The 25,454-nt window shown below is 55.7% G+C and carries 25 protein-coding genes; 12 read left to right on the top strand and 13 right to left on the bottom strand.

Features of this window, described 5'->3' with window-relative positions:
- Positions 1–27: 27 nt before the first annotated feature.
- Positions 28–675, bottom strand: coding sequence for a hypothetical protein (locus tag KA369_11435; GenBank protein MBP7736577.1), 648 nt, complete (start codon positions 673–675; stop codon positions 28–30).
- Between the two features lie 206 nt (positions 676–881).
- Here KA369_11435 and KA369_11430 point away from each other — a divergent pair, with 206 nt between their 5' ends.
- The 3 genes from KA369_11430 to KA369_11420 are packed head-to-tail and all read left to right on the top strand — an operon-like array spanning position 882 to position 4,307.
- Positions 882–1,796 (top strand): TIGR01777 family oxidoreductase, encoded by a 915-nt coding sequence (locus tag KA369_11430; GenBank protein ID MBP7736576.1) that lies wholly within the window; start codon positions 882–884, stop codon positions 1,794–1,796.
- 9 nt (positions 1,797–1,805) lie between these two features.
- Positions 1,806–3,173: a TIGR01777 family oxidoreductase gene (locus KA369_11425; protein MBP7736575.1), complete on the top strand. Its 1,368-nt coding sequence runs from the start codon at positions 1,806–1,808 to the stop codon at positions 3,171–3,173.
- 51 nt (positions 3,174–3,224) lie between these two features.
- Positions 3,225–4,307 (top strand): hypothetical protein, encoded by a 1,083-nt coding sequence (locus KA369_11420; protein MBP7736574.1) that lies wholly within the window; start codon positions 3,225–3,227, stop codon positions 4,305–4,307.
- A 95-nt stretch (positions 4,308–4,402) separates the two neighbouring features.
- Here KA369_11420 and KA369_11415 read toward each other — a convergent pair whose 3' ends face one another.
- Entirely contained in the window at positions 4,403–5,497 is a 1,095-nt protein-coding gene (locus KA369_11415) for a hypothetical protein (GenBank protein MBP7736573.1), read from the bottom strand.
- Between the two features lie 394 nt (positions 5,498–5,891).
- On the opposite strand from KA369_11415, the gene KA369_11410 reads away from it, so the two are divergent.
- The 4 genes from KA369_11410 (at position 5,892) to KA369_11395 (ending at position 11,628) form a co-directional block, all read left to right on the top strand.
- Positions 5,892–7,181: a magnesium transporter gene (locus tag KA369_11410; GenBank protein ID MBP7736572.1), complete on the top strand. Its 1,290-nt coding sequence runs from the start codon at positions 5,892–5,894 to the stop codon at positions 7,179–7,181.
- Positions 7,178–8,434 (top strand): divalent metal cation transporter, encoded by a 1,257-nt coding sequence (locus tag KA369_11405; protein ID MBP7736571.1) that lies wholly within the window; start codon positions 7,178–7,180, stop codon positions 8,432–8,434. Before KA369_11410 ends, KA369_11405 begins: the two co-directional genes overlap by 4 nt.
- 129 nt (positions 8,435–8,563) lie before the next feature.
- On the top strand, positions 8,564–11,065 hold the full coding sequence (locus KA369_11400) for a PAS domain S-box protein (GenBank protein ID MBP7736570.1): 2,502 nt from the start codon (positions 8,564–8,566) through the stop codon (positions 11,063–11,065).
- Positions 11,062–11,628 (top strand): YfcE family phosphodiesterase, encoded by a 567-nt coding sequence (locus KA369_11395; GenBank protein ID MBP7736569.1) that lies wholly within the window; start codon positions 11,062–11,064, stop codon positions 11,626–11,628. Before KA369_11400 ends, KA369_11395 begins: the two co-directional genes overlap by 4 nt.
- Positions 11,629–11,663: 35 nt before the next feature.
- On the opposite strand, the gene KA369_11390 is transcribed toward KA369_11395, so the two are convergent.
- From KA369_11390 to KA369_11360, 7 genes are all read right to left on the bottom strand, one after another.
- Positions 11,664–12,005 (bottom strand): STAS domain-containing protein, encoded by a 342-nt coding sequence (locus KA369_11390; GenBank protein MBP7736568.1) that lies wholly within the window; start codon positions 12,003–12,005, stop codon positions 11,664–11,666.
- 64 nt (positions 12,006–12,069) lie between these two features.
- Positions 12,070–12,507, bottom strand: a complete 438-nt coding sequence (locus KA369_11385) for a hypothetical protein (GenBank protein ID MBP7736567.1) — start codon at positions 12,505–12,507, stop codon at positions 12,070–12,072.
- A gap of 20 nt (positions 12,508–12,527) precedes the next feature.
- Positions 12,528–12,890: a ribosome silencing factor gene (rsfS, locus tag KA369_11380; protein ID MBP7736566.1), complete on the bottom strand. Its 363-nt coding sequence runs from the start codon at positions 12,888–12,890 to the stop codon at positions 12,528–12,530.
- A complete protein-coding gene (locus tag KA369_11375) occupies positions 12,887–13,999 on the bottom strand; it encodes an LCP family protein (protein MBP7736565.1) in 1,113 nt (370 codons plus the stop codon). The genes rsfS and KA369_11375 overlap by 4 nt, the downstream gene beginning before the upstream one ends.
- Positions 13,996–14,577 (bottom strand): nicotinate-nucleotide adenylyltransferase, encoded by a 582-nt coding sequence (gene nadD / locus KA369_11370; GenBank protein MBP7736564.1) that lies wholly within the window; start codon positions 14,575–14,577, stop codon positions 13,996–13,998. Before nadD ends, KA369_11375 begins: the two co-directional genes overlap by 4 nt.
- 3 nt (positions 14,578–14,580) lie before the next feature.
- Positions 14,581–15,831 carry a glutamate-5-semialdehyde dehydrogenase gene (locus KA369_11365; GenBank protein ID MBP7736563.1) on the bottom strand — a complete coding sequence of 417 codons (1,251 nt, stop codon included), beginning with the start codon at positions 15,829–15,831 and terminating at the stop codon, positions 14,581–14,583.
- A gap of 287 nt (positions 15,832–16,118) precedes the next feature.
- Complete coding sequence (locus tag KA369_11360) at positions 16,119–16,625, bottom strand: hypothetical protein (protein MBP7736562.1); 507 nt, start codon at positions 16,623–16,625, stop codon at positions 16,119–16,121.
- A 611-nt stretch (positions 16,626–17,236) separates the two neighbouring features.
- Here KA369_11360 and KA369_11355 point away from each other — a divergent pair.
- From KA369_11355 to KA369_11345, 3 genes are all read left to right on the top strand, one after another.
- Complete coding sequence (locus KA369_11355; GenBank protein MBP7736561.1) at positions 17,237–18,124, top strand: phosphoribosylaminoimidazolesuccinocarboxamide synthase; 888 nt, start codon at positions 17,237–17,239, stop codon at positions 18,122–18,124.
- Between the two features lie 330 nt (positions 18,125–18,454).
- Positions 18,455–18,889 (top strand): flagellar export chaperone FliS, encoded by a 435-nt coding sequence (fliS, locus tag KA369_11350; protein ID MBP7736560.1) that lies wholly within the window; start codon positions 18,455–18,457, stop codon positions 18,887–18,889.
- Positions 18,879–19,346 carry a hypothetical protein gene (locus tag KA369_11345; protein ID MBP7736559.1) on the top strand — a complete coding sequence of 156 codons (468 nt, stop codon included), beginning with the start codon at positions 18,879–18,881 and terminating at the stop codon, positions 19,344–19,346. The genes fliS and KA369_11345 overlap by 11 nt, the downstream gene beginning before the upstream one ends.
- Positions 19,347–19,348: 2 nt before the next feature.
- Here the strand turns inward: KA369_11345 and KA369_11340 are convergent, their stop codons facing one another.
- The 4 genes from KA369_11340 to KA369_11325 form a co-directional block, all read right to left on the bottom strand.
- A complete protein-coding gene (locus tag KA369_11340) occupies positions 19,349–20,254 on the bottom strand; it encodes a hypothetical protein (protein ID MBP7736558.1) in 906 nt (301 codons plus the stop codon).
- 37 nt (positions 20,255–20,291) lie between these two features.
- Positions 20,292–21,149, bottom strand: coding sequence for a hypothetical protein (locus tag KA369_11335; protein MBP7736557.1), 858 nt, complete (start codon positions 21,147–21,149; stop codon positions 20,292–20,294).
- Positions 21,150–21,171: 22 nt separating this feature from the next.
- The gene (gene prfB, locus KA369_11330) at positions 21,172–22,320 is read right to left on the bottom strand and encodes a peptide chain release factor 2 (GenBank protein MBP7736556.1); all 1,149 of its coding nucleotides are present in this window, start codon (positions 22,318–22,320) and stop codon (positions 21,172–21,174) included.
- A gap of 437 nt (positions 22,321–22,757) precedes the next feature.
- Complete coding sequence (locus tag KA369_11325; protein MBP7736555.1) at positions 22,758–23,870, bottom strand: DNA photolyase; 1,113 nt, start codon at positions 23,868–23,870, stop codon at positions 22,758–22,760.
- Positions 23,871–24,216: 346 nt separating this feature from the next.
- On the opposite strand from KA369_11325, the gene KA369_11320 reads away from it, so the two are divergent.
- Positions 24,217–24,663, top strand: a complete 447-nt coding sequence (locus tag KA369_11320; protein ID MBP7736554.1) for a hypothetical protein — start codon at positions 24,217–24,219, stop codon at positions 24,661–24,663.
- Between the two features lie 44 nt (positions 24,664–24,707).
- Positions 24,708–25,223 (top strand): hypothetical protein, encoded by a 516-nt coding sequence (locus tag KA369_11315; GenBank protein ID MBP7736553.1) that lies wholly within the window; start codon positions 24,708–24,710, stop codon positions 25,221–25,223.
- The last annotated feature ends 231 nt before the right edge of the window (positions 25,224–25,454 follow it).

Here is a 25,454-nt window from a genome sequence, read left to right as displayed (position 1 = left end):
AGAGGAAAGAGGGATGGAAACGTGAAGCTACTGAATCCCGGCGTCGAATCTCCCATCCTGGATATAGATGACGTTGCCCGACCCATCGACTTTCAATTCGCCGGAAAAGGTGCCCCTGGCCCTTCCGCCGGGGCCTCCCCATTCGTCGATGGTGAGGGTAAAGGGATAATTGACATCGAGGCTGTACATCACCCCGCTTTCGGTGCCGAAGTACTGGACCATGAAGTTGCTTGATCGTTCGGAGAGGGCGCCCGGCGTCACGTCTCCCGGGATCAGCATGGAAAACACATGGCTGTAGGTCGACTGGTCCGCGACCTTGATGCCGGTCATGTCGCTGGCGAAGTTGGCCACATAGCCGGTCAAATCCGACGACCGGGCGATCTTGATGAAGGGATTGACCGATTTGTAGGTGTTGGTGCGGCCCTCGCCTCTCACCATGAAGGAGACCGTATTTTCAGGCGTTTTCCGGGCTTCCTCCTGGTCGGTTTTTTCCTGGTCGACATCGCTTTCCGCGCCGGACTCTTCCTCATCCGGGCCCGTGCCCCTGTTCCCGCTATCCTCGGTGCTCGTCATCAGGGAAGACTTTGAATCGCCGGGCTTATCCGACTCGCCGCATACAAAATAGATAAGGACGCAAAATCCGATTATGCCGACCGCTACCAGTGCTTTTTTCATCGTTAAGCTGCTCCGTGGAATTTTATACAGATAGTAAGAAACAGCAGTCTTTTTTGAGTTACAAAATAATAACCGCCCATTATTTATCAATAATAATTTATTTGTAGACTTCTTTCATGAAGGGCGCTACTGTCACTCTATCCGTGAACTGTTACAGGGAACCTTCAGTTATTCCAATTAAATGATAACGCCCCGGAGGTAATAATATGAAAATATTCATCACAGGGGGCCTCGGATTCGTCGGGACCAGGCTAACGGCCCTGCTCATCCGGAAGGGCCACGGCGTCACGGTGATAGAGCACAATCCGGCCAACAAGGCCGCGCCGCCAGAAGGGGTGTCGGTCATCTCGGCCGACGCGTCGAAGCCGGGCCCCTGGCAGGAGGTCCTGGCGGGCCATGACGCGGTGGTCAACCTCGCCGGCGTTTCGATCTTCAGCCGCTGGACAAGGCAAAAAAAAGAAGCGATATACAACAGCCGTATCCTCATAACGCGGAATGTCGTCGACGCCATGGGAAAGCGTAAAAAGGGATCCATCGACCTGATCAACGCCTCCGCGGTGGGTTATTACGGTTTTCACGGCGACGAGGCCCTCACGGAAAATGACCCTCCGGGCGATGATTTCCTTGCCCGGGTGAGCCGGGACTGGGAGGCGGAGGCCCTCAGGGCCGGGGATTTCGGCGCCCGGGTGGTCCTGACGCGGTTCGGGGTGATCCTGGGACGGAGCGGCGGCGCCATGGACATCCTCGCCAAAATTTTCAGGATGCGCCTGGGGAACCGCCTCGGTCCGGGGAAGCAGTGGTTTTCCTGGATACACGAGGACGACCTCGCGTCGGCGCTCCTCTTCACCCTGGAGCGCAGGTCCCTGAAGGGCCCGGTCAACTGCACGGCACCGGCGCCGGTGACGAACCGCGAGCTGACCCGGGAGCTCAACCGCGCCCTGGGGACTTTCCCCATCGTGCCCCCCGCGCCCGGCTTTCTATTGAAGATGGCCATGGGCGAATTCGGCGGTTTTCTTCTCAAGGGGCAGAAAGCGCTGCCGTCGCGCCTGCAGAAAGAAAAATTCGCTTTCCGCTATCCCGCCATCAGGGAGGCCCTTGCCGATATCATCGGGAAACCCTGAGAGCAGCCGATGGACCGTGAACAATTCATCAAGCGGACCCCCTTCCCCGTGTCCGCCGACGCCCTCTACCGATGGCACGGGAGTCCCGGCGCGCTCCAGCGCCTGACTCCTCCCTGGGAACGGGTCGAGGTCATCGATGAGGGATCCGTAAGCGAGGGTTCGACAACGACATTCCTCCTCTCCATCGGCCCGATAAAGATACGTTGGACGGCGCGCCACCGCGATGTCGTTCCGGGCAGGCGCTTCGCCGATGTGCAGGTGCGGGGCCCCTTTTCCGAATGGCGCCACGAGCACCTCTTCATACCGGGCGATGGCAGCACGAGCTTCCTGGAAGACCGGATCCAGTACCGCTTCAAGGTCCACGCGGTCACCAGGCTCTTCATCGGCGGTTATATCCGCCGTAAGATCGAGAGAATGTTCGATTACCGCCATCGGATCACCCTCCATGACACAATACTCAGGGAAAGGCGACGTCCCCTGAGGATAGCCGTGACCGGCGCGAGCGGCCTTATCGGCAAAAGCCTCGTCCCGTTCCTCGGAACCCAGGGCCATCACATCACGGCGCTGGCGCGTCATGGCGCCGCCGCGGGCGGCGCCTCCTGGGACCCGGACAGGGGGATCATCGACCACGATTTCAGCGGCACCGACGCTGTCATACACCTGGCGGGGGAGCCCATCGGCGAAGGGGCCTGGACCAATGAAAAAATGGAGCGCATCATGAAAAGCCGCGTCAGGGGAACCCGACTGATCGCGGAACGGCTGGCCGCCATGGACAATCCGCCGGGGACCCTCCTCTGCGCCTCGGCCATAGGGCTGTACGGAAACCGCGGCGACTCCACCTTGACCGAAGAAGATCCCCCCGGAGCGGACTTCATTTCCGGGGTCTGCCGCGCCTGGGAGGCCGCGGCCCGGCCCGCGGTGGAGCGGGGCATCCGCGTGATCTTCCTCCGCATCGGCGTGGTCCTCCATCCGGCCGGCGGCGCCCTGGGCCGCTACCTACCAGCCGCGCGCCTCGGCCTGGGCGGGGTGATGGGCCCCGGCGGCCAGTACATAAGCTGGATTTCCATGGAGGACCTGGTCGGAGCGGTGGAGCACATTCTGTTCAACGACGGCGTCAGGGGAGCGGTCAACATCGCGGCGCCGGCTCCGGTGAGCAACAGGGAATTCGTGGCGACCCTGGCCAGGGTCCTGGGGCGGCCGGCGCTCCTGTCCATTCCGGCGCCGGTCATCCGCCTGATATTCGGAAGGATGGGACGGGAGGTGCTCCTCTCGAGCACCCGCGTATCATGCCGCAAGCTGGTCCAATCCGGCTACCGGTTCAAGCATGAAACGCTGGAAAAGGCGCTCCATTTTTTGCTTGGTATTAAAGAGCGGTGAAGATATAATGTATCCCGGCAGCGGGCAATAACGTCACCGGAACGGCAGACCATGAACACCATGACAAAAACCATCCTCCTCCTGACAATGACAACGGCCCTGGTTTTCGGCTTTCTTCAGCTCTTTGTCCCGGGCCTTAATTTCGAGCGCCTTCACATTTTCCTGTTCAATCTCTGCAGCGGCGGCGCGTGCATACTGGTCTACACGGAGCAAAAGGACCGTCTCTCCCCGAGGACCGGGTCGTTTTACATTCTCTCGCTCCTTTACGCGGTGTTCGCGTTCTTCCAGATGTATCTCTACGCGGTCGCCGTCGCCGTTACGCTGGGGCTCCTGGTGGAGACCGTCAGGGCGGAGCGATTCTCCTTCTTCCCGTGGGATTTCTTCAGGGGGTCGGTGCCGGTGTCGGCGAAGTTCCACCAGGCGTCCCTCCTCTGCCTCTCCCTGGGCCTTGCCATATCTTCCCTGGTGATCTGCAACCATGAATACTGGCACGTGGTGTCGTCCCCCAAGCTCACCCTGGACATATTCTTTCTCGGGTTCTCCTTCCCGGTGTCCCTCATAACCATGTCGGTCATGTTCGGGATGATGGAAAAGACCGGCGGCCGGCGGATGGGCCTCCTCCGGGAGTACTGCTTCTGGGCTGTGAACCTGGGCGTGATCATCTTCTTCGTGTTCATCCTCCTGGAGCTGGTCATGGCCCAGCTTGCCATCGCCCTGATCCTCTTCGTCACAGTGGTCATCATCTTCACCATGTACCTGAAGCTGGGAGAGCGCCGACAGGCCAAGGCCTTCCTCACTTCCGGCGCGGTGTTCCTGATCATGACCGCCGTCACCGGGATCGCCTATATCCTCCTGTACGTATTCATACCGGAGCCGCCGGGAGGGAAGCTCCTCCTGAAGCTCCACGCCCTTATTTCGCTTTACGGCTGGAACCTGAACGGCCTGGCGGTGATCTGCCGGCGCGACGATTTCCCCCTGAAGCTCCACTCGGGGAAGGTCATCCTGTTCCACTGGATAGTGGTGACGGTGCTGGCTCCCCTGGGTTTTTACTTCCGGGCCTTCTCCATCGCGGCCGTGGCCGCCTATGCCGTGTTCCTGTACCTGGTTTTTTTTTCGAAGAAAAACCCGATTTAGAATGCGCGGTCACGTGACCGCGCATTCATTGTTTCAATAAAAAAGGGACTGTCGCTTGACAGCCCCTCTGTTTTTTCGTTCCGATAGTTATCGGTTTACGCAGTCGCCGGCTTTTTCATCTTCTTGATGACAATCATGGCGACAACGCCCGCTATGATGAGAATCAGCCACAGGAACCAGAGCTTGATGAGCCAGTAGAACAGGGCCGAAATCACGAGGGCGACGATGGTGAGTACCACCCTGATCAGGCCCGCGCCCAGGTCGCCCAGGAAGGGGATGAACTCGAGGAGCGTAGTGAGCGGGCCAATCATGCCATTCAGGCCTATGGCCATAAGTATGAACCCGCCGAAGAAGAAGAGTATCCCCTTCATTTTATCTTCCGACTTCAGCCCCTGGATAAGGGCGTCAAAGCTGCCGGTGCCGCCGGCCAGCTTGGTTTCCTTGCCGGATTCGAAGGGAACGATGCTCTTGCCGCTCACGGCGCCTGCGAAGGTGTACTCGACTCCCGAGGGCTGCGCGGTGTAGTTGATCCGCTTGTCGCCCAGGACCGGGGCGCCCTCCTTCCCCTTGATGTACTTGGACCCCATGTCCTTGGAGCCGGAGTAAAAGGAGACCGCTTTTACGTCGATAGCATAGCCCTTGACCTGGCAGTTGTTGGCGTAGATGGATGTCGCCTTCTCGTCCAGGGTGGGGTTCAGCACGTTGGGATTCAGGTTATTGTTGCGGCACCAGGTCTGCCATTTTTCATTGTTAAATGATGAAATAGGCTTCGGATCGCCGGTCCATTCCAGCGCGTAGGAATAGGTCTTGGTCGTGGTGGTCTTCTTGCTCGCCACTCCGGAGCGCTCTTTCTTCGATTCTTCCTTGACATGCTCGACCCATGCGTACACCTGGGGGGTCTTCGATATCGTCAGGTAATCCCCGACGGCGACATTGGGAGGATCGCCGATCTTTTCAGCCGTGGCTATGCCGGTCACGTATGCCGGTTTGCCCGATTTGGCCTGCTCGACAGGAACAGCTTCTTTAAGAACCTTGTTCCACATCACCCTGGTAGCTCCGCAATACAGCACCGGAAATGCCGCTATGAAGCATATCAGTCCGATAAAGACACCCTTGATAGACGAACCGATCTGGCTCAGCGGGCCCTCGGTTGTTACGGAAGTTTCGCTCATGCCGCTATCATCAACCATAATGAATCCTCCTTTTTTTAATATTTATCTCTTCCGGCGAACGTTATATTCAGCCTGAAGCAGCTGCATGCACCATACGGAAAAATCCATCTGCGACCGGCTTTTATCACAGCCACAACTTGAAATAAATGTCAAGAATTTAAATTAAATGTCGTGCGTGTCCTCAACGCTCCGAGTTTTCACGCGCCGTAAAGAAAAACAACAGGAAGCCGATAACTATCGGCAGGACGGATGCCGGACTGCGATTAATTAAAATTATTTCAATTTTCCAGCCAATTCTACTTGAAAAATATGCAGTATGGATATTGTATGAAACAAGCCCGCGCCCATGGCGCGGGTACTCATTCATACGGTACATTTTTAACCGCGTCCATGAAACAAGAGACCAATCCATATGACCGACCGGGCCCGACATGCATCCTTCATATACCTGTCGCAGATCATCAATCTGCCGGTCGTCGACGCCAACAGCGTCTCCATCGGCAGGCTCTATGACGTCGTCGCCGACGTCCATGGCATGTACCCGAAGATCAACGCCCTGATCGTGCGCAAGGGATTCCGGAAAAAGCTCCTCTATTACCCCTGGAAATACATCGAAAACATCCTCGAGGACAGGCTCGTCGTTCTTGACGAGGCGGACCACCCGGTGGAGCCCTTCAAGCTGTCAGCCAGCGAGCTGCGCCTCCGGGAGACCTTCTGGGACAAGCAGATCGTCGATATTGCCGGGTCCAAGGTGGTGCGGGTGAACGACCTGCACATCCTGAAGGACGGCATCAAGCTCTGGCTCGTCCACGTCGATGTCGGTTTCAAGGGGCTGCTTCGGCGGCTCGGCTGGCTCAGGTTCTTCAATTCCGCGGTAAAATGGCTCTTCGCCTACGAGCTGAAGGACAAGTTCATCTCCTGGAAGTTCGTCCAGCCCATTACCGCGACCGAGGACTTCAAGTCCCTCTCGCTCAGGGTCCCCTCTTCCAAGCTCTCCCAGCTCCACCCCGCCGACCTGGCGGACATACTCATCGACCTGGGGGCCGAGGAGCGCCTGCTCATTTTCAATTCCTTTGACGACGCCACCGCGTCGGACATCTTACAGGAATTGCCCCTGAAGATGCGCCTCATGATGGCCAAGTCCATAGATCACGAGCGCCTGGCCCGGATACTGGACGAGACCCCCATGGACGAGGTCGTGGACCTTCTCGACGAGATGCCCTACGAGACCGTTTCCGACCTGTTCAAGCTCCTCCCGGAGGAAAAGGTCGGCCAGATCAAGACCCTCCTCAAGCATTCGGACCGCGTGGCGGGCAGCCTCATGAACACGGAGTTCCTGTCCGCCCAGCAGGGCGAGACCGCGGCAAAGGTCATGAAGAGGATCAAGAAGATGGCCGATGACATAGAATCGATATACTACATCTACGTGCTGAACGACCTTGACGTGCCCATCGGCGTGCTCACCCTGAAACAGCTCCTGAAGGCGGAATCGAAGACGCCGATCGGGGATATCATGCGGGAGAACGTCGTCAGGGTCAAGGTGGACACCCACATCAAGCTCGTGGCCCAGATATTCTACAAATATAATTTCACCGTGGTCCCAGTCGTCGACGAATATGACCGTATACAGGGCATCATCACCATCAAGGACGCCCTCGAGCCGGTGTTCCCCGAGATCCGTGAGGAGACCGAGGAAGTATGATGAGAATCTTCGAATCGATAAAATCGAACCCCAGGATACAGCGCCTCATCCTCTTCCTGTCGGTGATGGGCCCCGGCATCATCACCGCCAACGTCGACAACGACGCCGGCGGCATCACGACCTACTCCCTCGCGGGCGCCAATTTCAAGTTCGCCCTCCTCTGGACGCTCATCCCCATAACCATCGCCCTGGTGCTCGTCCAGGAAATGTGCAACCGCATGGGCGTCATCACCGGCAAGGGCCTCTCCGACCTGATCAGGGAAAAGTTCGGCGTCAAGATCACCTTCTACCTGATGATCCTAATCCTCCTCACCAATTTCGGTAACATCATCTCGGAATTCGCCGGCATCGCCGCGAGCCTGGAGCTCTTCGGCATCAGCAAGTACGTGTCGGTGCCGGCCGGGGCCTGCGTCGTATGGTACATCGTGGTCAAGGGATCATACAAGTCGGTGGAAAAGGTGTTCCTCGTCGCCTGCGTATTCTATATCAGCTATATCGTTTCAGGATTCATGGTGGAGCAGCCCTGGCCGGAAATCGCGAGCGAGATCGTGCGGCCCCGCATCCACTTCCAGTACGATTACCTGGTCGCCTGCGTCGGCGTCATCGGAACGACCATCGCGCCGTGGATGCAGTTCTACCAGCAGGCCTCGGTGGCGGAAAAGGGGATCCAGGCCGACAACTACCGCTACTCGAAGATCGACACCATAATCGGCTGCACCGTCGTCAACATCGTCGCCTTTTTCATCATCGTCGTGTGCGGAACCGTGCTCTTCAGCGGCCACGGCCAGCAGCCGATCAAGACCGCGGCGGACGCGGCCAGCGCCCTGCGCCCCCTGGCCGGAGACTACTGCTACTTCCTTTTCGCCTTCGGCCTCCTGAACGCGTCCCTCTTCGCGGCCTCCATCCTCCCCCTCTCCACGGCCTACAGCGTGTGCGAAAGCTTCGGGTGGGAGACCGGGGTCGACAAGAATTTCACCGAGGCGCCGCAATTCTACATCCTGTACACCCTGCTCATATTCATCGGCGCCGGGGTCATCCTGATGCCCGACATCCCCCTGATCAGGATAATGATGATCTCGCAGGTCATAAACGGCCTCGTCCTTCCCTTCGTGCTGGTCTGCATGCTCGTCATCATCAACGACAAAAAAATCATGCGGGATTACGCCAACACGAGACTGTACAACGTTATCGTGGTGCTCTTTACGATCGCCATTTCAGCCCTGTCGCTGACGCTGGTATTCAGCTTGTTCTGATCGTTTCACCGAAAAACCGTTCGTCACGCCTGCCACTCCTTTTTCCCGGAGCCGGGCCGCGGGGTATTTATTATTATCTTGACATTTTTGCGGCATACCCTCATTTATTTATCCTGATCGAAATGAAATATGAGCGTTAATCCCCTGAAATCAATCATCCGCTATTTTCTATATAAATACGAGGATAAGGATTTTATCCTGCAGCAAAAATCGAAGGTAATGCTTACTATCTGCGGGATAATCCTGGTCTTCGTCATACCGGTGTACCTTTTTTTTGCCGTCAATTTTAACTGGAGCGTCTATTCAAAGATTCCCATCGTTTTTCACGGGTCGGCCCTCATTATCATATTATTCATTCTTCGATCGGGAAGATTCTTCGCCGCCGCTCACCTGTTTCTCATAATAACGCTTATAACCCTCTGGTCGTATTTATTCCTCGATTTGCACAACGTCAATTATATCGAGAGGATGATGTCGGCGGTGCTCATCCTGGGCCTTCTCACCTTCACCCCCCTGATCGTCGACCGTATGACCCATCCCATGATATTCTACTATGTGATTAATATCGCGGCCCTTTACATTTTCGTTTTTCTTTTAAAAAACCGCGGGGACGTTCCTGACATGGTGCTGCTGTCGTTTACCGTGGACACCACCATCACCTATATCATGTGCGGGGCCATATCCTACCAGGTATACACGATAAACCGCGTTGCCCTCGAAAAGGCAAGGTCCGCAGAGGAGCAGATCCGAAAAAGCGAGGAGCTGTTCCGCGGCGTTATCGAGGAATCGCCCCAGATCATGGCCATCATCGGCAAGGACGGAAGCCTTGATTTTCTGGGCACCTCGAACAGCACCATCTTCGGGTACGGGAAAGAGGACCTGCCGTCGATTGACAGGTGGTGGGAGCTCGCCTATCCCGAGGAGGAATACCGCAGGCTGATCAAGGCCGAATGGCGCCTCATCGTCGAGAATTCCGGCGAGGAAGAATCTTTGAATTCCATCGAAGCGAAAGTGCGCTCAAAAAACGGCCTCGTCCAGGACGCCATGATGCGGTACGCTCCCCTCAGACAGAGCGGGAGGGGTCTCATCCTCATCGACAACATCACGAACAGGAAAATCATCGAGCGCTCCCTCCTCGCGTCCGAGCGGCGGTATCGCAAGCTCTATGACAGCATGCTCGACGGGTTCGTGAGCCTCGACATGGACGGCAGGATCATCGAGTTCAACTCCGCGTACCAGCAGATCACGGCCTTCACCTCCGAGGAATTGTATTCCATGACGATATGGAACCTGACACCGCAGCGGTGGCACGAGACCCAGAGAAAGATCATCCAGGAGCAGGTGCTGGCCAGGGGACACTCCGATCTGTTTGAAAAGGAATACATCCGTAAGGACGGCGCCACGGTCCCCATCGAGCTCAGGATATACCTCATACAGGATGAAAACGGCAACAATACGGGGATGTGGTCCGTCGTCCACGATATCACCAAGCGAAAGCAGACGGAAAACGAGCTCCTGAAGACGAGCAAGATAGAGTCCCTGGGAATATTCGCCGGCGGCATCGCCCACGATTTCAACAACCTTCTCACCGCCATCATGGGCAACATATCCATCGCCAAGCTCGACCTGACCGCGGATTCAAAAAGCTACGGCATCCTCTGCGAGGCCGAGAAAGCCTCAGAGAGGGCGAAAGACCTCACCATGCAGCTCCTGACGTTCTCCAAGGGGGGGGCCCCCATCAAGAAGATCGCCTCCATCCGCGAGCTCCTGATCGGCACGGCCGATTTCGTCCTCCGCGGCTCGCAGATAAAGAGCACCTTCATCATTCCGGACAACCTCTGGAACGCCGAGATCGACGAGGGACAGATCAGCCAGGTGATCCATAACCTGGTGCTGAACTGCCGCGAGGCCATGCCGGGAGGGGGCATCGCCACGATCACCGCCGAGAACCGGGTCGTCGCGGCCGGGGACGATCCGTCCTTCGCGCCGGGCAATTACCTGGCCATACAAATTTCGGACACGGGTTACGGCATCCCGCGGAAGCACCTCCACAAGATATTCGACCCGTTTTTCACGACAAAGGAAAAGGGGAGCGGCCTCGGCCTGTCGGTGACCTATTCCATCGTCCGCAAGCATAACGGCTATATCAACGTCGAATCAAGGGAGCAGAACGGCACCTGCTTCACCGTTTTCCTGCCCGCCACCGACCTGGCGGTCGCCGCGGCGGCGAAGAACCAGGGCCGCGCGGACCTCAACGGAGGCAGGGCCCTCATCATGGACGATGACGAGATGGTCCTCGAGGTGGGCAGGAGGATACTGGGCCGCCTCGGTTTTGAAACCGTGGGGGCCAGCGACGGGAAAAACGCGATTGACCTCTATATAAAGGCGAAGGCGAGCGGAAGCCCCTTTGATTTCGTCATCATGGACCTGACGGTGCCCGGGGGCATGGGCGGCAAAGACGCGATCAAGCTGCTCAGGGATTTCGACCCCGCTGTCAAGGCCATTGTATCGAGCGGCTATTCAATAGACCCGGTCATGGCAGATTTCCGGTCCTTCGGATTCAGCGGCGTCGTGGCCAAGCCCTATGCCATCGACGACCTCAAGGAAGTGATCCAGAGCATAATGGAATGAGCGACACCGCGAACATGCGCTGGGCCATTTTTTCGGATACCCACGGGAACCCTGAAACGATGCGGGACGCCCTCGCCGCGAAGGGCCCCTTCGACGCCGTCATCCACCTCGGCGACGGCGTCCTCGACGCCGCGGCAGTGTCCCGGGAGTCGGGCATCCCCCTCATCGCCGTGTCAGGGAACGAGGACGGGGCCTCGCCCTATCCCGAGAGGCTGAGCGTTCCCCTCGGGACCCGCACGGCGCTCCTCCTCCACGGACACCGCCTCGACCTCAACCCGTACCTGCCGGCCGAGGCGTGGGAAAAGAACTTCGCCGCAATGGACGCCCTCATGGCCGTGTCCGGCGCGCAGGTGCTCCTCTTCGGGCACACCCATGTCCCCGTGATCAGGAGAACCGAACATGGCATACTCTGCAATCCCGGAAGCCATTACGTCGGCTCCCGGACGCCCCATACGTTCGCGATCGCGGAAACGGTCAATGATGGGCTGGAGCTTTCCCTTCTGGCGAAAAACGACACTCGGTGGGATACGATCGGCGGGGCGTCCCTTCCCGGCCCGGCATGACGGAATGACGCCGCTGGCGGCGCCCTCCGGGAGAATTATTTTTTCGGAAACGTCTTGTCAAAATCGTCCTGCGACATTATCTCGAAAATGCTTTCGAGCTTCGAAACATCGAACAGCGTCGAGACGTGGTCCGTTATTTCCAGGAACACCAGCCTGGTATTCATCTTCTTCGCTTCCTTGGAAAACTTTATGAAAAGTCCCAATCCGGATGAATCAAGGCTATTGAGCTTCTTGCAGTTCATCGCGACGACGCGCGGCTTTTTCGCCAGCTTCTCCGAGATGAGCTTGTCGGCCTCTTCCATCTCGTTGAAAATGAGCTCGCCGTCCAGCGATATTATGAGCAGGTCTTTATGTTCGGAGCAATCTATGGTTAACACTGTTTGTCACCCTCCCCGTATGTTTCTTTGGCGGCCGCCGCGGCGATGTCCGGGACGGCCCTTATTATTCGATCCTCGTAAGATCGACTTTCAAGGATAACCCATCCAGCGTCAGGGGTATCCTTCTTTTCTTCCCGTTGATGACAACGTCACCCCAGAGTGTCGTATCTCCCTTATTGTATGGCGTAATAGATATGATCTCGTATGATTTCAGGACCTTGGCCGGGTTCAGCCGCCGGGCCTGCTGAAATTCATGGACAAAGAGGTCCTGGTCGCTCAATCTCTGCAATTCCGGCGACAGCTTCTGCGTCCGAAGCTTCTGCATGAAGCTCGGGTCAGTCATCGCGTAAAGCGCCTTCCAGTCGTTTTTCTTCCATTTCTCCAGGTACAGCTTCATCACATGCAGGGGATTGACTTCAAGCTTTTTTTCCTCCATCTTCCCGCAGGCTGCGCAGTGCAGCGCGATGAGAACCGCCATAAGCGCGACGATCTTGTTCTTCATACCTCAGGTCCCCCGATACCTTACATTGTCAGTATCCGCGCGTCGCCCCACAGCTTTTCCAGCTGGTAATACTCCCGCATCTCCTGGGTGAAAATATGGACGATCAGCTCGCTGCAGTCTAGTATGATCCATCCCGAATCGTAATCCGGCCGGTTGCGCTGGCGGATACCCCGGGAATGCATGAATTTCTCCAGCTCGCGCGCCAGGGAGCGGCAGTGGACCCGCGAGTTGCCGGTCGCTATGATGAAATAATCGAGATAGCTGTTCACGCTCCTGAGGTCCATGAACACGATATCCGCGCCCTTCTTTTCGTCAAGGACCCGTGCGCACTGGCGGAACAGGTCCGTCATCTCCTCTTCGGTCATTGCATTAAAATCAGTCACTTCGCAAGGTCCTCGCCGAGAATGATCAGCACGTTGTGGAGCTGCGTGTTGTCGATGATATGATATATGTTCTGGATGCCGGTCAGCTCGGCCACGCGGTTCACGGCGGCGACGTTGCCCCGCTTGTTGATGATGACGGACTTGGACATTTTCCGGTACGGCGAGGTGCCGAACTCGACAACGCTCAGCCCCTCCCGGATCAGGCTCTCCCGCATCTTGCGCGCCAGGCCCGGCACGTCGGTGCCGTTGAGGATCTTCACCTTGATCGACGAGTTCGTCTCCTTCTCGCTCTTGTCGACGATCAGGAGTGACAGGAACTCCTTTTCATATATGCGGAAGGTGATGTCGTCCATCACGTAATAGTTTTCCTTGATGAAGCCGGGCAGCACCGTCGCGATCACGTCGCCGTCCTTGAAGATGAGATCGCATATCCCCGTCACCTCCTGGGGAAGGAGATTGGTGTTGGCCGATTTCAGCATTTCCCTGATGAATTCGAGCTTGTTGAAGCGCTCCAGGCGCTCGCGGTCCTTGTAGAGGGTCATGATGACGTCCAGGATCCGGTCGTATTTCAGATAGATCGAGTTCTCGTCCACGGTATTGATGTAGCGCATCACCTTCTGGCCGTCGAAATAGTTCACGCCGAAGCCCAGGCCCGGCACGTCCTTGGCCTGGTCCAGGACGAACATCTCGACCCCCTCCATCAGGTTTACCATGCGCTCCACGTCCAGGGCGTATATCTCCGCGTAAAAGGGGATGTTGAGCTTGAGGTCCTTCTGGAGGGAATACCGCATCCGGTTGAAATTGTACACCACGACCTCGTCGATGCGGGCGCAGTGGTCGCCGTCATCGTCGAGCCGTATCTTGAACGACGGCGGGATGAAGGTTATGCCGATCCGCTTGTTGTCGGGATTGATGCTCAGGATGGCGAAAAACTTGTGCTTGCGGTCGACGTCCTTGTTGCTGCCGGCGACCAGTATGTTGATGATTTTTTTCTTCTGTATGAGCTTCTCGACGGCGTTCCTCGTCTTAACGCCGTAGCAGTAGTACACGAGGAGCGATACCGCCGCGATGAGAGCGGCGACCCCGCCTATCATTACTTTACGTTTCAATTTCTGTATAACCCCTTTCTGGCAATATAATCTATGACCGCGTCGGGCATGAGAAAACGCACCGATTTGCCCGCGCGGAGCCGCTCCCTGATGACGGTTGAGCTGATGTCGATCAGCGGATTGTCCGCGAAGCGCACCATGCACTTTCCGAGGTCGACGTCAGGAGCGCAGGCTTCGCCGGGACGGCGCATCACGATGAGCGACACGTGTTTGAGCAGGCGCTCCGTCTCGCGCCACGTATCGATAGTGTTCAGGGAATCCATCCCGACGATGAGATTCAGCTCGCTGCCGGGATACCGCTCCTGAAGAGCCTGGACTGTGGTTATGGTATAGGAAGGCCCATTCCTGTCAATTTCAATCCTGGACACCTCGTATTCCTTCGCCTCCGCCGCCGCGAGGACGGCCATGGCGTATCGCTCTTCCGCGGGCACCTCCCCGGCAAGGGACTTGTGCACCGGATACTTGGCCGGCACCAGGATGATCCTGTCAAGATCGAAATCGGACCTGATCATTTCGGCGTTTATGAGATGGCCGTAATGGATCGGGTTGAAGGTCCCCCCGAATATGCCCAGTTTCAAGGCCTACCGCACCTCTCCTTTCCCGTATACGACGTATTTCAGGGTCGTCAGCCCCTCCACGCCCATGGCGCCCCGGGCATGGAGTTTCTGCGTCGATATCCCCACCTCCGCGCCGAGGCCGAATTCGCCGCCGTCATGGAAGCGCGTCGACGCGTTGACGAAGACCGCGGCGGAATCGACCTCCCGGAGGAACCGCTCGGAATTCAGGTAATCGTTGGTGACGATCGATTCCGAGTGGCCGGAGCCGTAACGGGCGATGTGCTCCATGGCCTCGTCGAGGGAGTCCACTATCTTAACGGCAAGGATGAGGTCGAGGAACTCGTACCCATAATCGCCGGGCGCGGCCGCCGTTACAACGCCGGGCAGCACCGCCACGGCGCGCTCGCAGCCCCTGATGGCGACCTTGCAATCCGCCAGGCTTTTAAGGAGCGATTCCTTATGGGGATATTTCGCGTGGATAAGCAGCGTTTCCATGGCGTTGCACACGCCGGGACGCTGGACCTTGGCGTTCACCGCGATACGGTTGGCCATCTCCTCGCCGGCGCTCTCGTCAATGAAGATATGGCACACGCCCTTGTCATGCTTGATGACCGGTATCGTCGATTCCTCCGAGACCGCCCTGATGAGGGCCTCGCCGCCGCGGGGGATCACGATATCGATGTACTGTTTCATTTTCAATAATACCGGCACCAGCTCGCGTTCGGTCCTGCCGATGAAGGTCACGGCGCTCTCAGGGCACCCGGATTCTGCAAGGGCCCCGCGGACCACGGCGTGAAGGGCGCTGTTGGAGTGGATCGCCTCCTTGCCGCCCCGGAGGACGGCCGCGTTTCCCGACTTGATGCAGAGGGCCGCGATATCGGTGGTGACATTGGGGCGCGCCTCGTAAATCACGGCGACGACGCCCAGGGGTATCCGCATCTGGCCGACGCGGATCCCGGACGGGCGCACGGTCATCTTTTCGATCCTGCCCACCGGATCGGGCAATAGGGCTATTTCCTCAATGGAAACCGCCATGGCCGCGATGCGGCCCCTGTTCAGGAGGAGGCGGTCGTAGAGAGCACTGGAAACTCCGTCCTTTTTGGCCGCCTCCAGGTCCTTTTTGTTCTCTGCAATGATGTAGTCGGTCTTTAAACGCAGATCGGCGGCAATTTTCAGGAGCAGGTTGTTCTTCTGCACCGTGGTGTAGTTCGCGACCACCCGGGAGGCCGCCCGCGCGTCCCGGCACAATTGTTCGATATATTCTTTGTTATCCATGACGATACTCCATGATTCTGGTCCCTTTATGTGCCATGCGCTTTTCTTTGACAAGAATAAAATAAATTGATGGGCGATCAAGTTATAAGGCTGATAATGCTTAGAAACGGGAATAAAATTTATTCCAAAGAATGTAACTCATAGTGAAATTTAGCGCTGAGGGTATGGCGCTCACGCTCACAGGGAGCAGGAGGCTCCCGCCCGCCATAGTACAGGACGTACTATTTTGGCGGGTGAGCGGGAGTGCTGTACCCTCAGCGCATACAACTAAATTTAAAATACCTGAGCTATTCAGGAATGAAAGAAGGGTTAACCTTGTTCCTTAATATAAAGCTATGATAATAGCTGCCGTCCAGCCTCATCATGTGCCGCAAAATATCTTTTTTCAGCGAGTCGTCGCTGGCAGGGTATACAGAGGCGTAGAATTTCAGCGCCTTTTTCCTGTCCCTGGACCGGCTGAGGGCCCACAGGAGGGTCCGCTGGATGACGACAAAACGCTCCTTGCCGTACCGCTCGGCGATGAAATCCTCGCTGACCATGTTGTTGTCCACCAGGGAATAATACCCGCTCAGCCTGCTGAAGGGATTGGCGCTGTTGATCAGCGAGTAAACATCGTAAAACTGGTTGACCGGCCTGGACAGGAGAAGAGGGAACCTCCCCTCCCGTAAAATTATGCTTTCCATGAACCTGCCCCCGAGGAGCAGCCCGGCCCCGTAACCGGTCAGGGCCAGGGCAACGGCAAGGACGGCAATCCCCCCGACCGACTTGATCCTATGTGCACGTATTGAATTCATATACTCATGTAAGATTATAGCGGAGTTAAAAGGATACAACCAATCCTGTCAATTTATTATTAATCCACTTATTCTGTCTATTGCAATCGTATTGCACCACCTCACCCCCTCGATCCCCCTCTCCGCATTCAACCTCACCCCGCCTTCAGCGCGCCCTTAGCGACAGGATGTCGCGTATGCAGCAGCGTACATGGATGTACTAGCTGCTGCCTCCATGAAATGGAGAGGGCTTCCGTATTAGTATATCCGCTCAGAATCCAATAGCTGTTCCAAGTGATTATTATAGATGGTGCGTCAGAAAAAGAGCCGAAGGGCCGAGGACTGTCCAATTAACAACACAAGGCATTTACCAATAAAGTGAATAAGGTGTGACAGGGTGCTCACACTCACAGGGAGCAGGAAGCTCCCGCCCGCCATAGTACAGGACGTAGTTTTTTGGCGGGTGAGTGTGAGCACCCTGTCACACCTCCATCTCAATAATTTGATTGGAAAATGCCCAACCCGACTTACTTTTTGTTGACAAAATACGCCATGATACGACATAAAATATCAGTAGAGGATTTTTGTCATTATCCCTATAATCACGCTCCATAAAAAACCGGGAGACCCCTATGGAACCACTGGTCAGCTTTAAGATACCAGGCGTCAAAAAGAAATACAGCGGCAAGGTCCGCGACCTGTACACCGTCGACAAGGAGCATCTCCTCATAGTCTCGACCGACCGCATATCGGCCTTTGACCACGTGTTTCCCAACGGCATCCCCGGCAAGGGCATTATCCTGAACAAGATCTCGAACCTCTGGTTCAAGAACATAAAGGTCATCAAGAACCACATCGTCGAGGACAACGTCGCCAATTTCCCGAAGCCCTTCTGCGACTTCCCCGAGATCCTGAAAGACCGCTCCGTCATCGTGCGCAAAACGGAGCGTATCGACTTCGAATGCATCGCCCGGGGCTATATCATCGGAACCGGGTGGAAGGACTACCAGGAAAAGGGATCGGTCTGCGGCATAACCCTGCCGGCCGGCCTCCAGCTCGCGCAAAAACTGGATGCGCCCCTTTTCACCCCTGCCACGAAGGAAGATTCGGGCCATGACATCAACGTCCCGGTCGACGTGATGCGCGCCAAGCTCGGCGATGAGCTCGCCTACCGCCTCGGCGAAACGACCCTCCGGATCTACGAGTTCGCCCGGGACATGATGATACGCCAGGGGATCATCCTTGCCGATACCAAGCTCGAGTTCGGCTTCGCCGACAACGAGATCATCCTCATCGACGAGGTCCTTACGCCCGACAGCTCCCGTTTCTGGGACGAAGAGTCCTACCGGGTCGGAACCTCTCCGGTGAGCTTCGACAAGCAGTATATCCGGGACTACCTGGAAACAACCGCCTGGGACAAGAACTCGCCGCCTCCCCCCCTGCCGGACGAGATCGTTTCAAAGACCCTGGAAAAATACCATGAGATCCTCAGGAGGATCGAGGCGATTTTCAGCAAGTAGGCGCCGCGCGGTTCCGGGCATTTTTTAGCGATCGCCATAAGATTTCCACGGCTTGCCGGCAACGGACGGGCCAGCCCGTTATTCCGCCCCCGGGAAGGGACCAACAGATATTTATTTTCATATAAGATGAATTTAAATTTGTCTATTATTGGAAAGTTCCGTATATTAATTATTAAAAGATACTCTCCCGCTGGGAATTAATAATTCAGATTGATGCATATTAATACGATAATAGAACAGGATCTGACGTTTTGACGCGAGAATGCCGGCCGCGCAGGGTCGGCAGGGAGCGTCCATGACGCCCATAACTATGACAGACCGGGGGAATCAATGGCCTTGCCCGAAAAGAATCCTTTCAACGAATATAAGAAGACCCAGATCGCCACGGCAAACCAGGGGAAATTGATCGTCATGCTCTATGACGGGATCATCAAGTTCCTCAACATCGCCATCGAGAACATGAACCCGAAAACCTACGACGTGGCCAACAACAACATCATCAAGGCCCAGGACATCATCACCGAGCTCCTCCTTTCCCTGAACATGAGGGACGGCGGCGAGATATCGCAGAACCTCTTCAACCTGTACCTCTACTTCAAGAAAGTCCTCCTGGAAGCGAACATCAAGAAAGACCCCGAAACCATAAAAGGCGTCCTGAAGCTCATCAAGGACCTCAGGGACGCCTGGGACAAGGTCTCCGCCAACGAGACCACGGCGGACAAGACCAACGTGGGAGCCAAAGGAAGCTTCAGCGTTGAGGGATGACGCGGCTTCAATGGTCTCCGGCCTCGTCCGGCTCTATACGACGAAGCTTCAACTGCTGAACGCACTGCTCCTGAGCGAATCCGACAAACTTCATTACTGCAGATCTGGCAACCTCGAAAAGGCGATGGAGATCATCGGCACGGACGGCGGCGTCATCGACGATATCGACGCCGTCGATTTCGACATAGCGAAGGAGGAAGCGTCCCTCGCGTCCCTCGTCGGGACGCGCCGGAAAACGCTCTACGACATCCTCCGCGGCAGCGGCGACGCGGTCGGGCTCATCGCGGCGCGGGAACAGGTCCATGGGACAGTGAAAACCCTCTTCGAAAAACGGAAGGAATTGCTGGGCCTGATGGAGACGGCGTCGGAGGAGATCAGGAACAGCATAGACGATCTCTCGCGTCTCTCCAGGCTGAAGGAGGCCGGCGGGGCGGACGACGGCCGCTCCGGCCGGTGATACTACAGGTCCACGATGTTTTTATTTTTCAGCATCGATTCCCTGCGCTTGATCATCTCGTCGTATTCGAAGCGGTAATGCTTGCGCCTGAAATACTTGTTGTACACGGTCGTGTACTTTTTCGAGCGGAAGTAGTCCCTCATACGGTCGGAGACGTAGAATACCTGTTCCGACGGCGCATAGGCCTGGGGCTGGTTCTTGTATTCCTCTATGATGGTCTGGGTGATGATGCCCCAGGATATGTCGGAGAGGGAATACTTGCCCAGGTCCCTCATGATGGCCCGGAGTATCCCCTCGTGGGCGGGGTTGAAAAACTTGAATTTCCTGGAATACATGATGGCGCCGTGCATGTGGTCGGGGATGTCGAGAAACCCGTCCTTGATCACCTCACGGGCCACGACGTACATCATCTCGAAGCAGTAATTCAGGATCCCCAGGCCCGGGGACTTCTGGCCGGGAAGCTGGGGCTTGTCCTTGTTGAATTTATGCAGCGGATTCTGCGCCGAGAGCCATTCTATGACGACCATGTCATAGGTGTGGATCGAATCGTCCTCGAAGAACTCCTTTTCCGGCACAAAGCGGGACTCGCTCAGCCTGAGGTCCAGCAGGATATTGTCAGGATCGACATCCCTGTAGTACAGCTTCATGTAATGGACATAGGCGTCGTCGACGTCCACCTCCACCTTAAGGTCGCTGAAGCCCTTGGCCTCGAGGTGGGCGATGAGCTTGACGTCGGCCATTATCTTGTAAAGGTCCTCGCCCTTGAAGGACCTGAGGAAAAGCTTTTCCTTCCGGCGGGCGGAATCGGGCATGATCGACCCGAAATCGATGCTTCCCATCTCCTTTTCAATGGACGAGCTGAAATCCATCGGCTGCAGATATTTCGAGAATTTGTTTTTAGCTGGCATAGGCCCTCCGGTTTTTACTATGCGAAATACCCCGTCCCTAGAGCCACCGGTCGTTGTTATAGACAAGATTCACCTGGCGGAAAAAGTCGTGGCAGTTGCTGTGATCAATGGACGGCACCACCAGGAGCCGCACGAACTTATCGTAATTGCGCACCTGGAGAAGGGCCCGCTTGTAGAAATCGTCAAGCTTCTCCCCGATGATGATGAGCCGCGCGTTCGACCTGATGTACTCCTCGAGGAGCATCCCCGGCTCGGTCACCGAGATGACGTCCTCGGTGGCTATGAAATCCGGTGCTATGACGTTGCCGGGCTCCTGGCTCTTCGACACGATAAGGGATATGAGATCGGTATTTATCTTGAAACGCTCTATGTATTCTTTCTGGCGCGCCACCTTGAGGTCGACGAAAATTATGACGGCCACCTCGGAATTGCGGTAATGGAAATAATGGTTCCGGTCCACCTCCCGCTTCAGGTTGTTCCACTTCTTGAAATCGACCGGCTCGTTGTTGCGAAGGAGAATGATGCGCTTGCCCAGGTTCTTGTCCACGCCGTAGATCTCGCCGATCCAGCGTAGATAGCGCTTGCGCTTCGACTGGGTGTTGGCGTCCCGCAGCTCCTCCAGTTTCCTGTCCATCTCGCTCATCGTGCAGCGGCCGAAGGGCTTCCGGAACTCGACCGGGAAATCCTGGGTAAGATGATCATAGAGGGTCGGCGTGAAAAAGACCTCTATCTCGGAAATGCCGTTTTCGGCAAGGCGCGGGAGGTGCGACTTCAGGACCAGGTCGGTTGAGAGATAACAGCTCTCCTTTACGAGGATGTCGTCGAAATACTTGACGTCAAGGTTTTCGCCGTACCTGTCGAACAGGCGGGATAATTGTTCTATGGTTACCTTCATAGCGGCCGCTCATTCATGTCCGTCACTCCTGCGGAAGTCCCTGGTCGGAAGTCCGCTTGCCCCGCAGGTAGGCGTAAATAAAACGGTCGATATCTCCGTCAAACACGTAATCGACGCTCCCGGTCTCCTCGCCCGTCCGGTGGTCCTTGACCAGGGTGTAGGGCTGGAACACGTAGGAGCGTATCTGGTGGCCCCAGGAGATATCCTGCTTCTGGCCGATCTTCTCCTGCTGCTTTTCCTCGAATTCGCGCTTCCTCAGCTCGTAGAGGCGCGCCTTGAGGACCTTCATGGCGAAGGCCTTGTTCTTGTGCTGGGACCGCTCGTTCTGGCACTGGGTCACGATCCCCGTGGGAAGGTGGGTGATACGGACCGCGGAATCGGTCTTGTTGACGTGCTGGCCCCCGGCCCCTGAGGAACGGTAGGTATCGATCCTGAGGTCCGATTCCTTTATCTCTATATCGATGTCCTCGGCCACCTCGGGAATGACCTCCACGGAGGCGAAGGAGGTGTGGCGCCTCTTGTTCGAGTCAAAGGGGGAGATGCGCACCAGGCGGTGGATGCCGCGCTCGCATTTCAGAAGGCCGAAGGCGTACTCGCCCTTGACCAGCATGGTGGCACTCTTGATCCCCGCCTCTTCACCGGGAGTGTAATCGATGAACTCCACCGCGAAGCCTTTCTGCTCTCCCCAGCGGAAATACATGCGGAACAGCATGTTGGCCCAATCCTGCGATTCAGTGCCGCCGGCGCCGGGGTGTATCGTTATGAAGGCGTTGTTGAAATCGTCTTCCCCGGACAGGAGCTCCAGCGTTTCAATCTCGTCGAATTTTTTCCGGTACCCTTCTATCTTCTCCGACAGCTCGGTGAGGACGTCGATATCCTTGTCCTGGAGCGCCATCTCGAAGAGCTCGGCCGTATCCCTCACCTCGGTCATCAGGCTCACGAAGGGGTCCACCCTTCTTTTCAGGCCGCTGATCTCCTGGTTGGTCTTTGTGAAGACCTCCTTGTTCTGCCAGAAATCCTCCCGATGGGTCTGCTCCTGGAGCTCGGCCATTCTTTTCTTTAATCCTTCTATATTAACCGACGCGTAGAGTTGATTGAGCATATCGGAAACCTGCTTCAGCTCCCTCTGACTCTCGCGATAATCCTTCTCTTCCAAGATCTTGATCTCCATTGTACGATAGGTTTTTCCCTCTATTTTTAATCAATAGTGGACATCAACTTCTTAAATTGGTCAACAAAATAAAGGAATTTAATAACTAATTTTTTATATAATAATCGCCCCTCAGGGACGGGTCTCTTTTTTTTCCGAGGGGCGAAGGGCTCCTTGCCCTCCTCCCCTCGGGCTCCCCTTCTCCCCGGTCGCTCAATCGGCGCGACGGCCTCGGCGCTTAACTCGCCCTCATTCACTCCGCTTCGCTCCGTTCGGTGAGGACTCAAACAACAAGCGCCTATCAGTATCCGCCCTGCGGGCGGATGATTTTAGGGCAGATTTATAAAAAAATGATATTCCTGATTTCTATTCTGTATCGTCGACAGAAAAAATTATTATTACTTTCTATATCTTTTAAGACTTATATTTTTATATTCCCAAATGAAATGGATAAATTCTTAATCGGTAATAAACATTCTCTTGAGATGATCCCCAAAGACTTTCTCCAGATCCTCCGATGTCTTATACTCGACCCCGAAAACTTCACGCCACACGCTTTCAGTCTCCATGCAGAGATACACGAAAGGAGTATCGGTGTGAGACCGTATCCTTTCAAGCATCGCCCGATAGGCCCCGGTCCTGGTCTTCTTCAAGTACCGGTACTTTCCGTCGGGGCCCGGGAAAAGCTCCGCGACTGTGAGGCGCTGGCCCGGAAAGGCGTCCTGTATGATCTCCCTGAAGCCGGGACTGTAACGGAAGCATCCGAGGGATATCCAGGCGACCCGCGCCGGGTCAACCCTCCGGAAAAGGAGGTCCACCACCTCGCAATAGCGGTCGATCCAGCCGTCGTGGATGATCATGGGGTCAAAGTGAAAGGCCGTCAGGTACCCGGCGCGGCAGGCGGCAGCGGCGGCGGCGAGGCGCTCTTCCAGTGAAGCCGATCCCGCCTCGTACAGGCCTATGTTGTCCGGCGTATTGAGGGACCAGGCCAGAACGGCATTGCCCTTCTCCGGGATATCAAGGAGATGGCCGATGTTGTCCGATTTTGTCTTCAATTCGAGGAACAGGTTCCGCCATGGCGCCGCTATCCGGACCAGGTCCGCGCCGATACCCGTTATCTCGTCCATCATCAGGGAATCGGTGTACTCGCCGGACCCTATCCGCAAGACCTTCTCCCGGTCAGCAGCGGCGGCGGCCCCGATCTCCTTCAGGGCATCGTTTATGTTGATGAACTGCACAAGGCCGTAGGAATTGAGATAATAGTTCAGGTAGCAGTAGGTGCAGTTGAAAAGGCAGTTAAAGCCGATGTTTACCAAAAGGTAATTGCAGCAGATCATGCCCGGCGAGCCGGGGCACTTCTGGAACATGCGGCCCGGGAATTTTTTCAGAATGACCGCTTCCTTGGAGGGGATTCCCCGGGCCTTCACCGCCTCAACCGCCGATTCCAGGGCCCCCTCGTCAGCGCATTCAACAATATCCTTCCCGGAAAGTGCGCGGAAACGCTCCACCATGGGATTGTCCCTGTCTTCACGGAGATAAATGACAGCCCTGATGTCGTTAACGGTCTTCATTCCATGATATTGGAAACCCCGGCCGTCCCGTGTCAATACTTATACGCCGGTTTAAAATACGCAGATTGTCATGGGCGGTATCGATTCACGATAGGCGCTGAAGCATAACTGCCATCGGTTTTTGAAAATTATCCGAAAAAAATGAGATAAAAACGGCCATCTACGTATTTACCACGATAAAAAAAATAATCACCTACGTATATTCCACGATGCCGACAGAGCCTGAATTTATTTTATTGAAGTTATATGACACATTTTCAAAGAGTCTGAAGCAGTCTACACAGACGACCAACCCGCCCGGAGCGGGTTAATAAAAACATAAACTATTCTAAGTTGGGAGGATTCTATGCGATTTATCTCTGCGGTGGTGATCCTGGTTACATGTTTTTCATTAATAATCTCCTGTGATACGAAAAGCGGCGACAACAATTCATCGGCCCTTCTGCTGCTCTTGGCGGCATCCGGCTCCGGCGGTTTTACAGCCAGTTGCCCGACAACCGGGACCGTAAGCATCCGATTCAGGAATTGTTACTGGTGGACCGCTAAAACCTTTACGATGAAGCCCTCCTCCTGCGGGAGCAGCACCTACTGCACCAGCTGGTATGTTCCGGCCTATAGCGGCGGATCGTGCACTGACAGCGGCTACCAGTCCTTCGACGCCGGAACAGTATCGTGGTACTCACAATCATCTTCGGGCAGCTGCAACGATACCGCCTACACGTTCACAGCAGGCAGCTCTTATACGATAACTTTAAATAGTACTTATTCCTATGGCATAGCAACGAAAGACTGAGCAGAATGTGACACTTTCATCATACTCATAAGAGGACACTCATAATGTTAATTCATCGACACACCGCCGTAAAATCGTTTCCCTTATTAACGGTCATCGCGGCCATGTTTTTCTCGATCGCGGCATGCGATACAAAGAAGGAATCGGACGATTCGAACCTGAACACGCTGATGCTCCTGAACGCGCTGCCGAAGGTATGCTCCACCAACGTCAGTAATCCCACGGTGATCCTCACCGAGATTCCCATCGATTACCAGTACACCGGCTCATCGACGGGATACTGCTATTTCAGGCATTCTCCGTCATCAACGGAGAGTTTCGGATACGATCTTATTTCCTGGAATTCCGACAGCAATATCGCCATGGGGGCCCAGAATGACGTTGACGGCGGGACCGGTACGCCCTCGAACTGCACCGGTTGGGAACAATGCTCCTCCCTCCCCGGCACCGGCAGCTCCATCATAGACAACGCGTCCGGAATCACCGCGTTAGGGAACTTCAGAATAATCGGGGTCTACGCCCAGCCGGGCGCCAGGTTCACCCTGGAGGCCACGTACTGACGGCGATTTTCGTCAGAGGCGGCCATGTTTCATTTCTTGATTGTTTCCGCTGAGTTGTGCTGATTATTCTGAATTAACTCATAATCGGCCAGTACGTTCAGAAGTGTTGGAACGGCCACATGGGTTACATTTTAAACTGGGCACATAGGTTACACTTTTAACAAGGTTCTAATAACTCTCTTTTTGTGTAAATCAATATAGCCCAACCTATAAAAACTAAAATTTATCTGC

The sequence above is a fragment of the Spirochaetota bacterium genome (assembly GCA_017999915.1).
Lineage (GTDB): Bacteria > Spirochaetota > UBA4802 > UBA4802 > UBA5550 > RBG-16-49-21.
The sequence above is the reverse complement of the archived record's forward strand: the minus strand, read 5'-3'. Positions and strand labels throughout refer to the sequence as shown.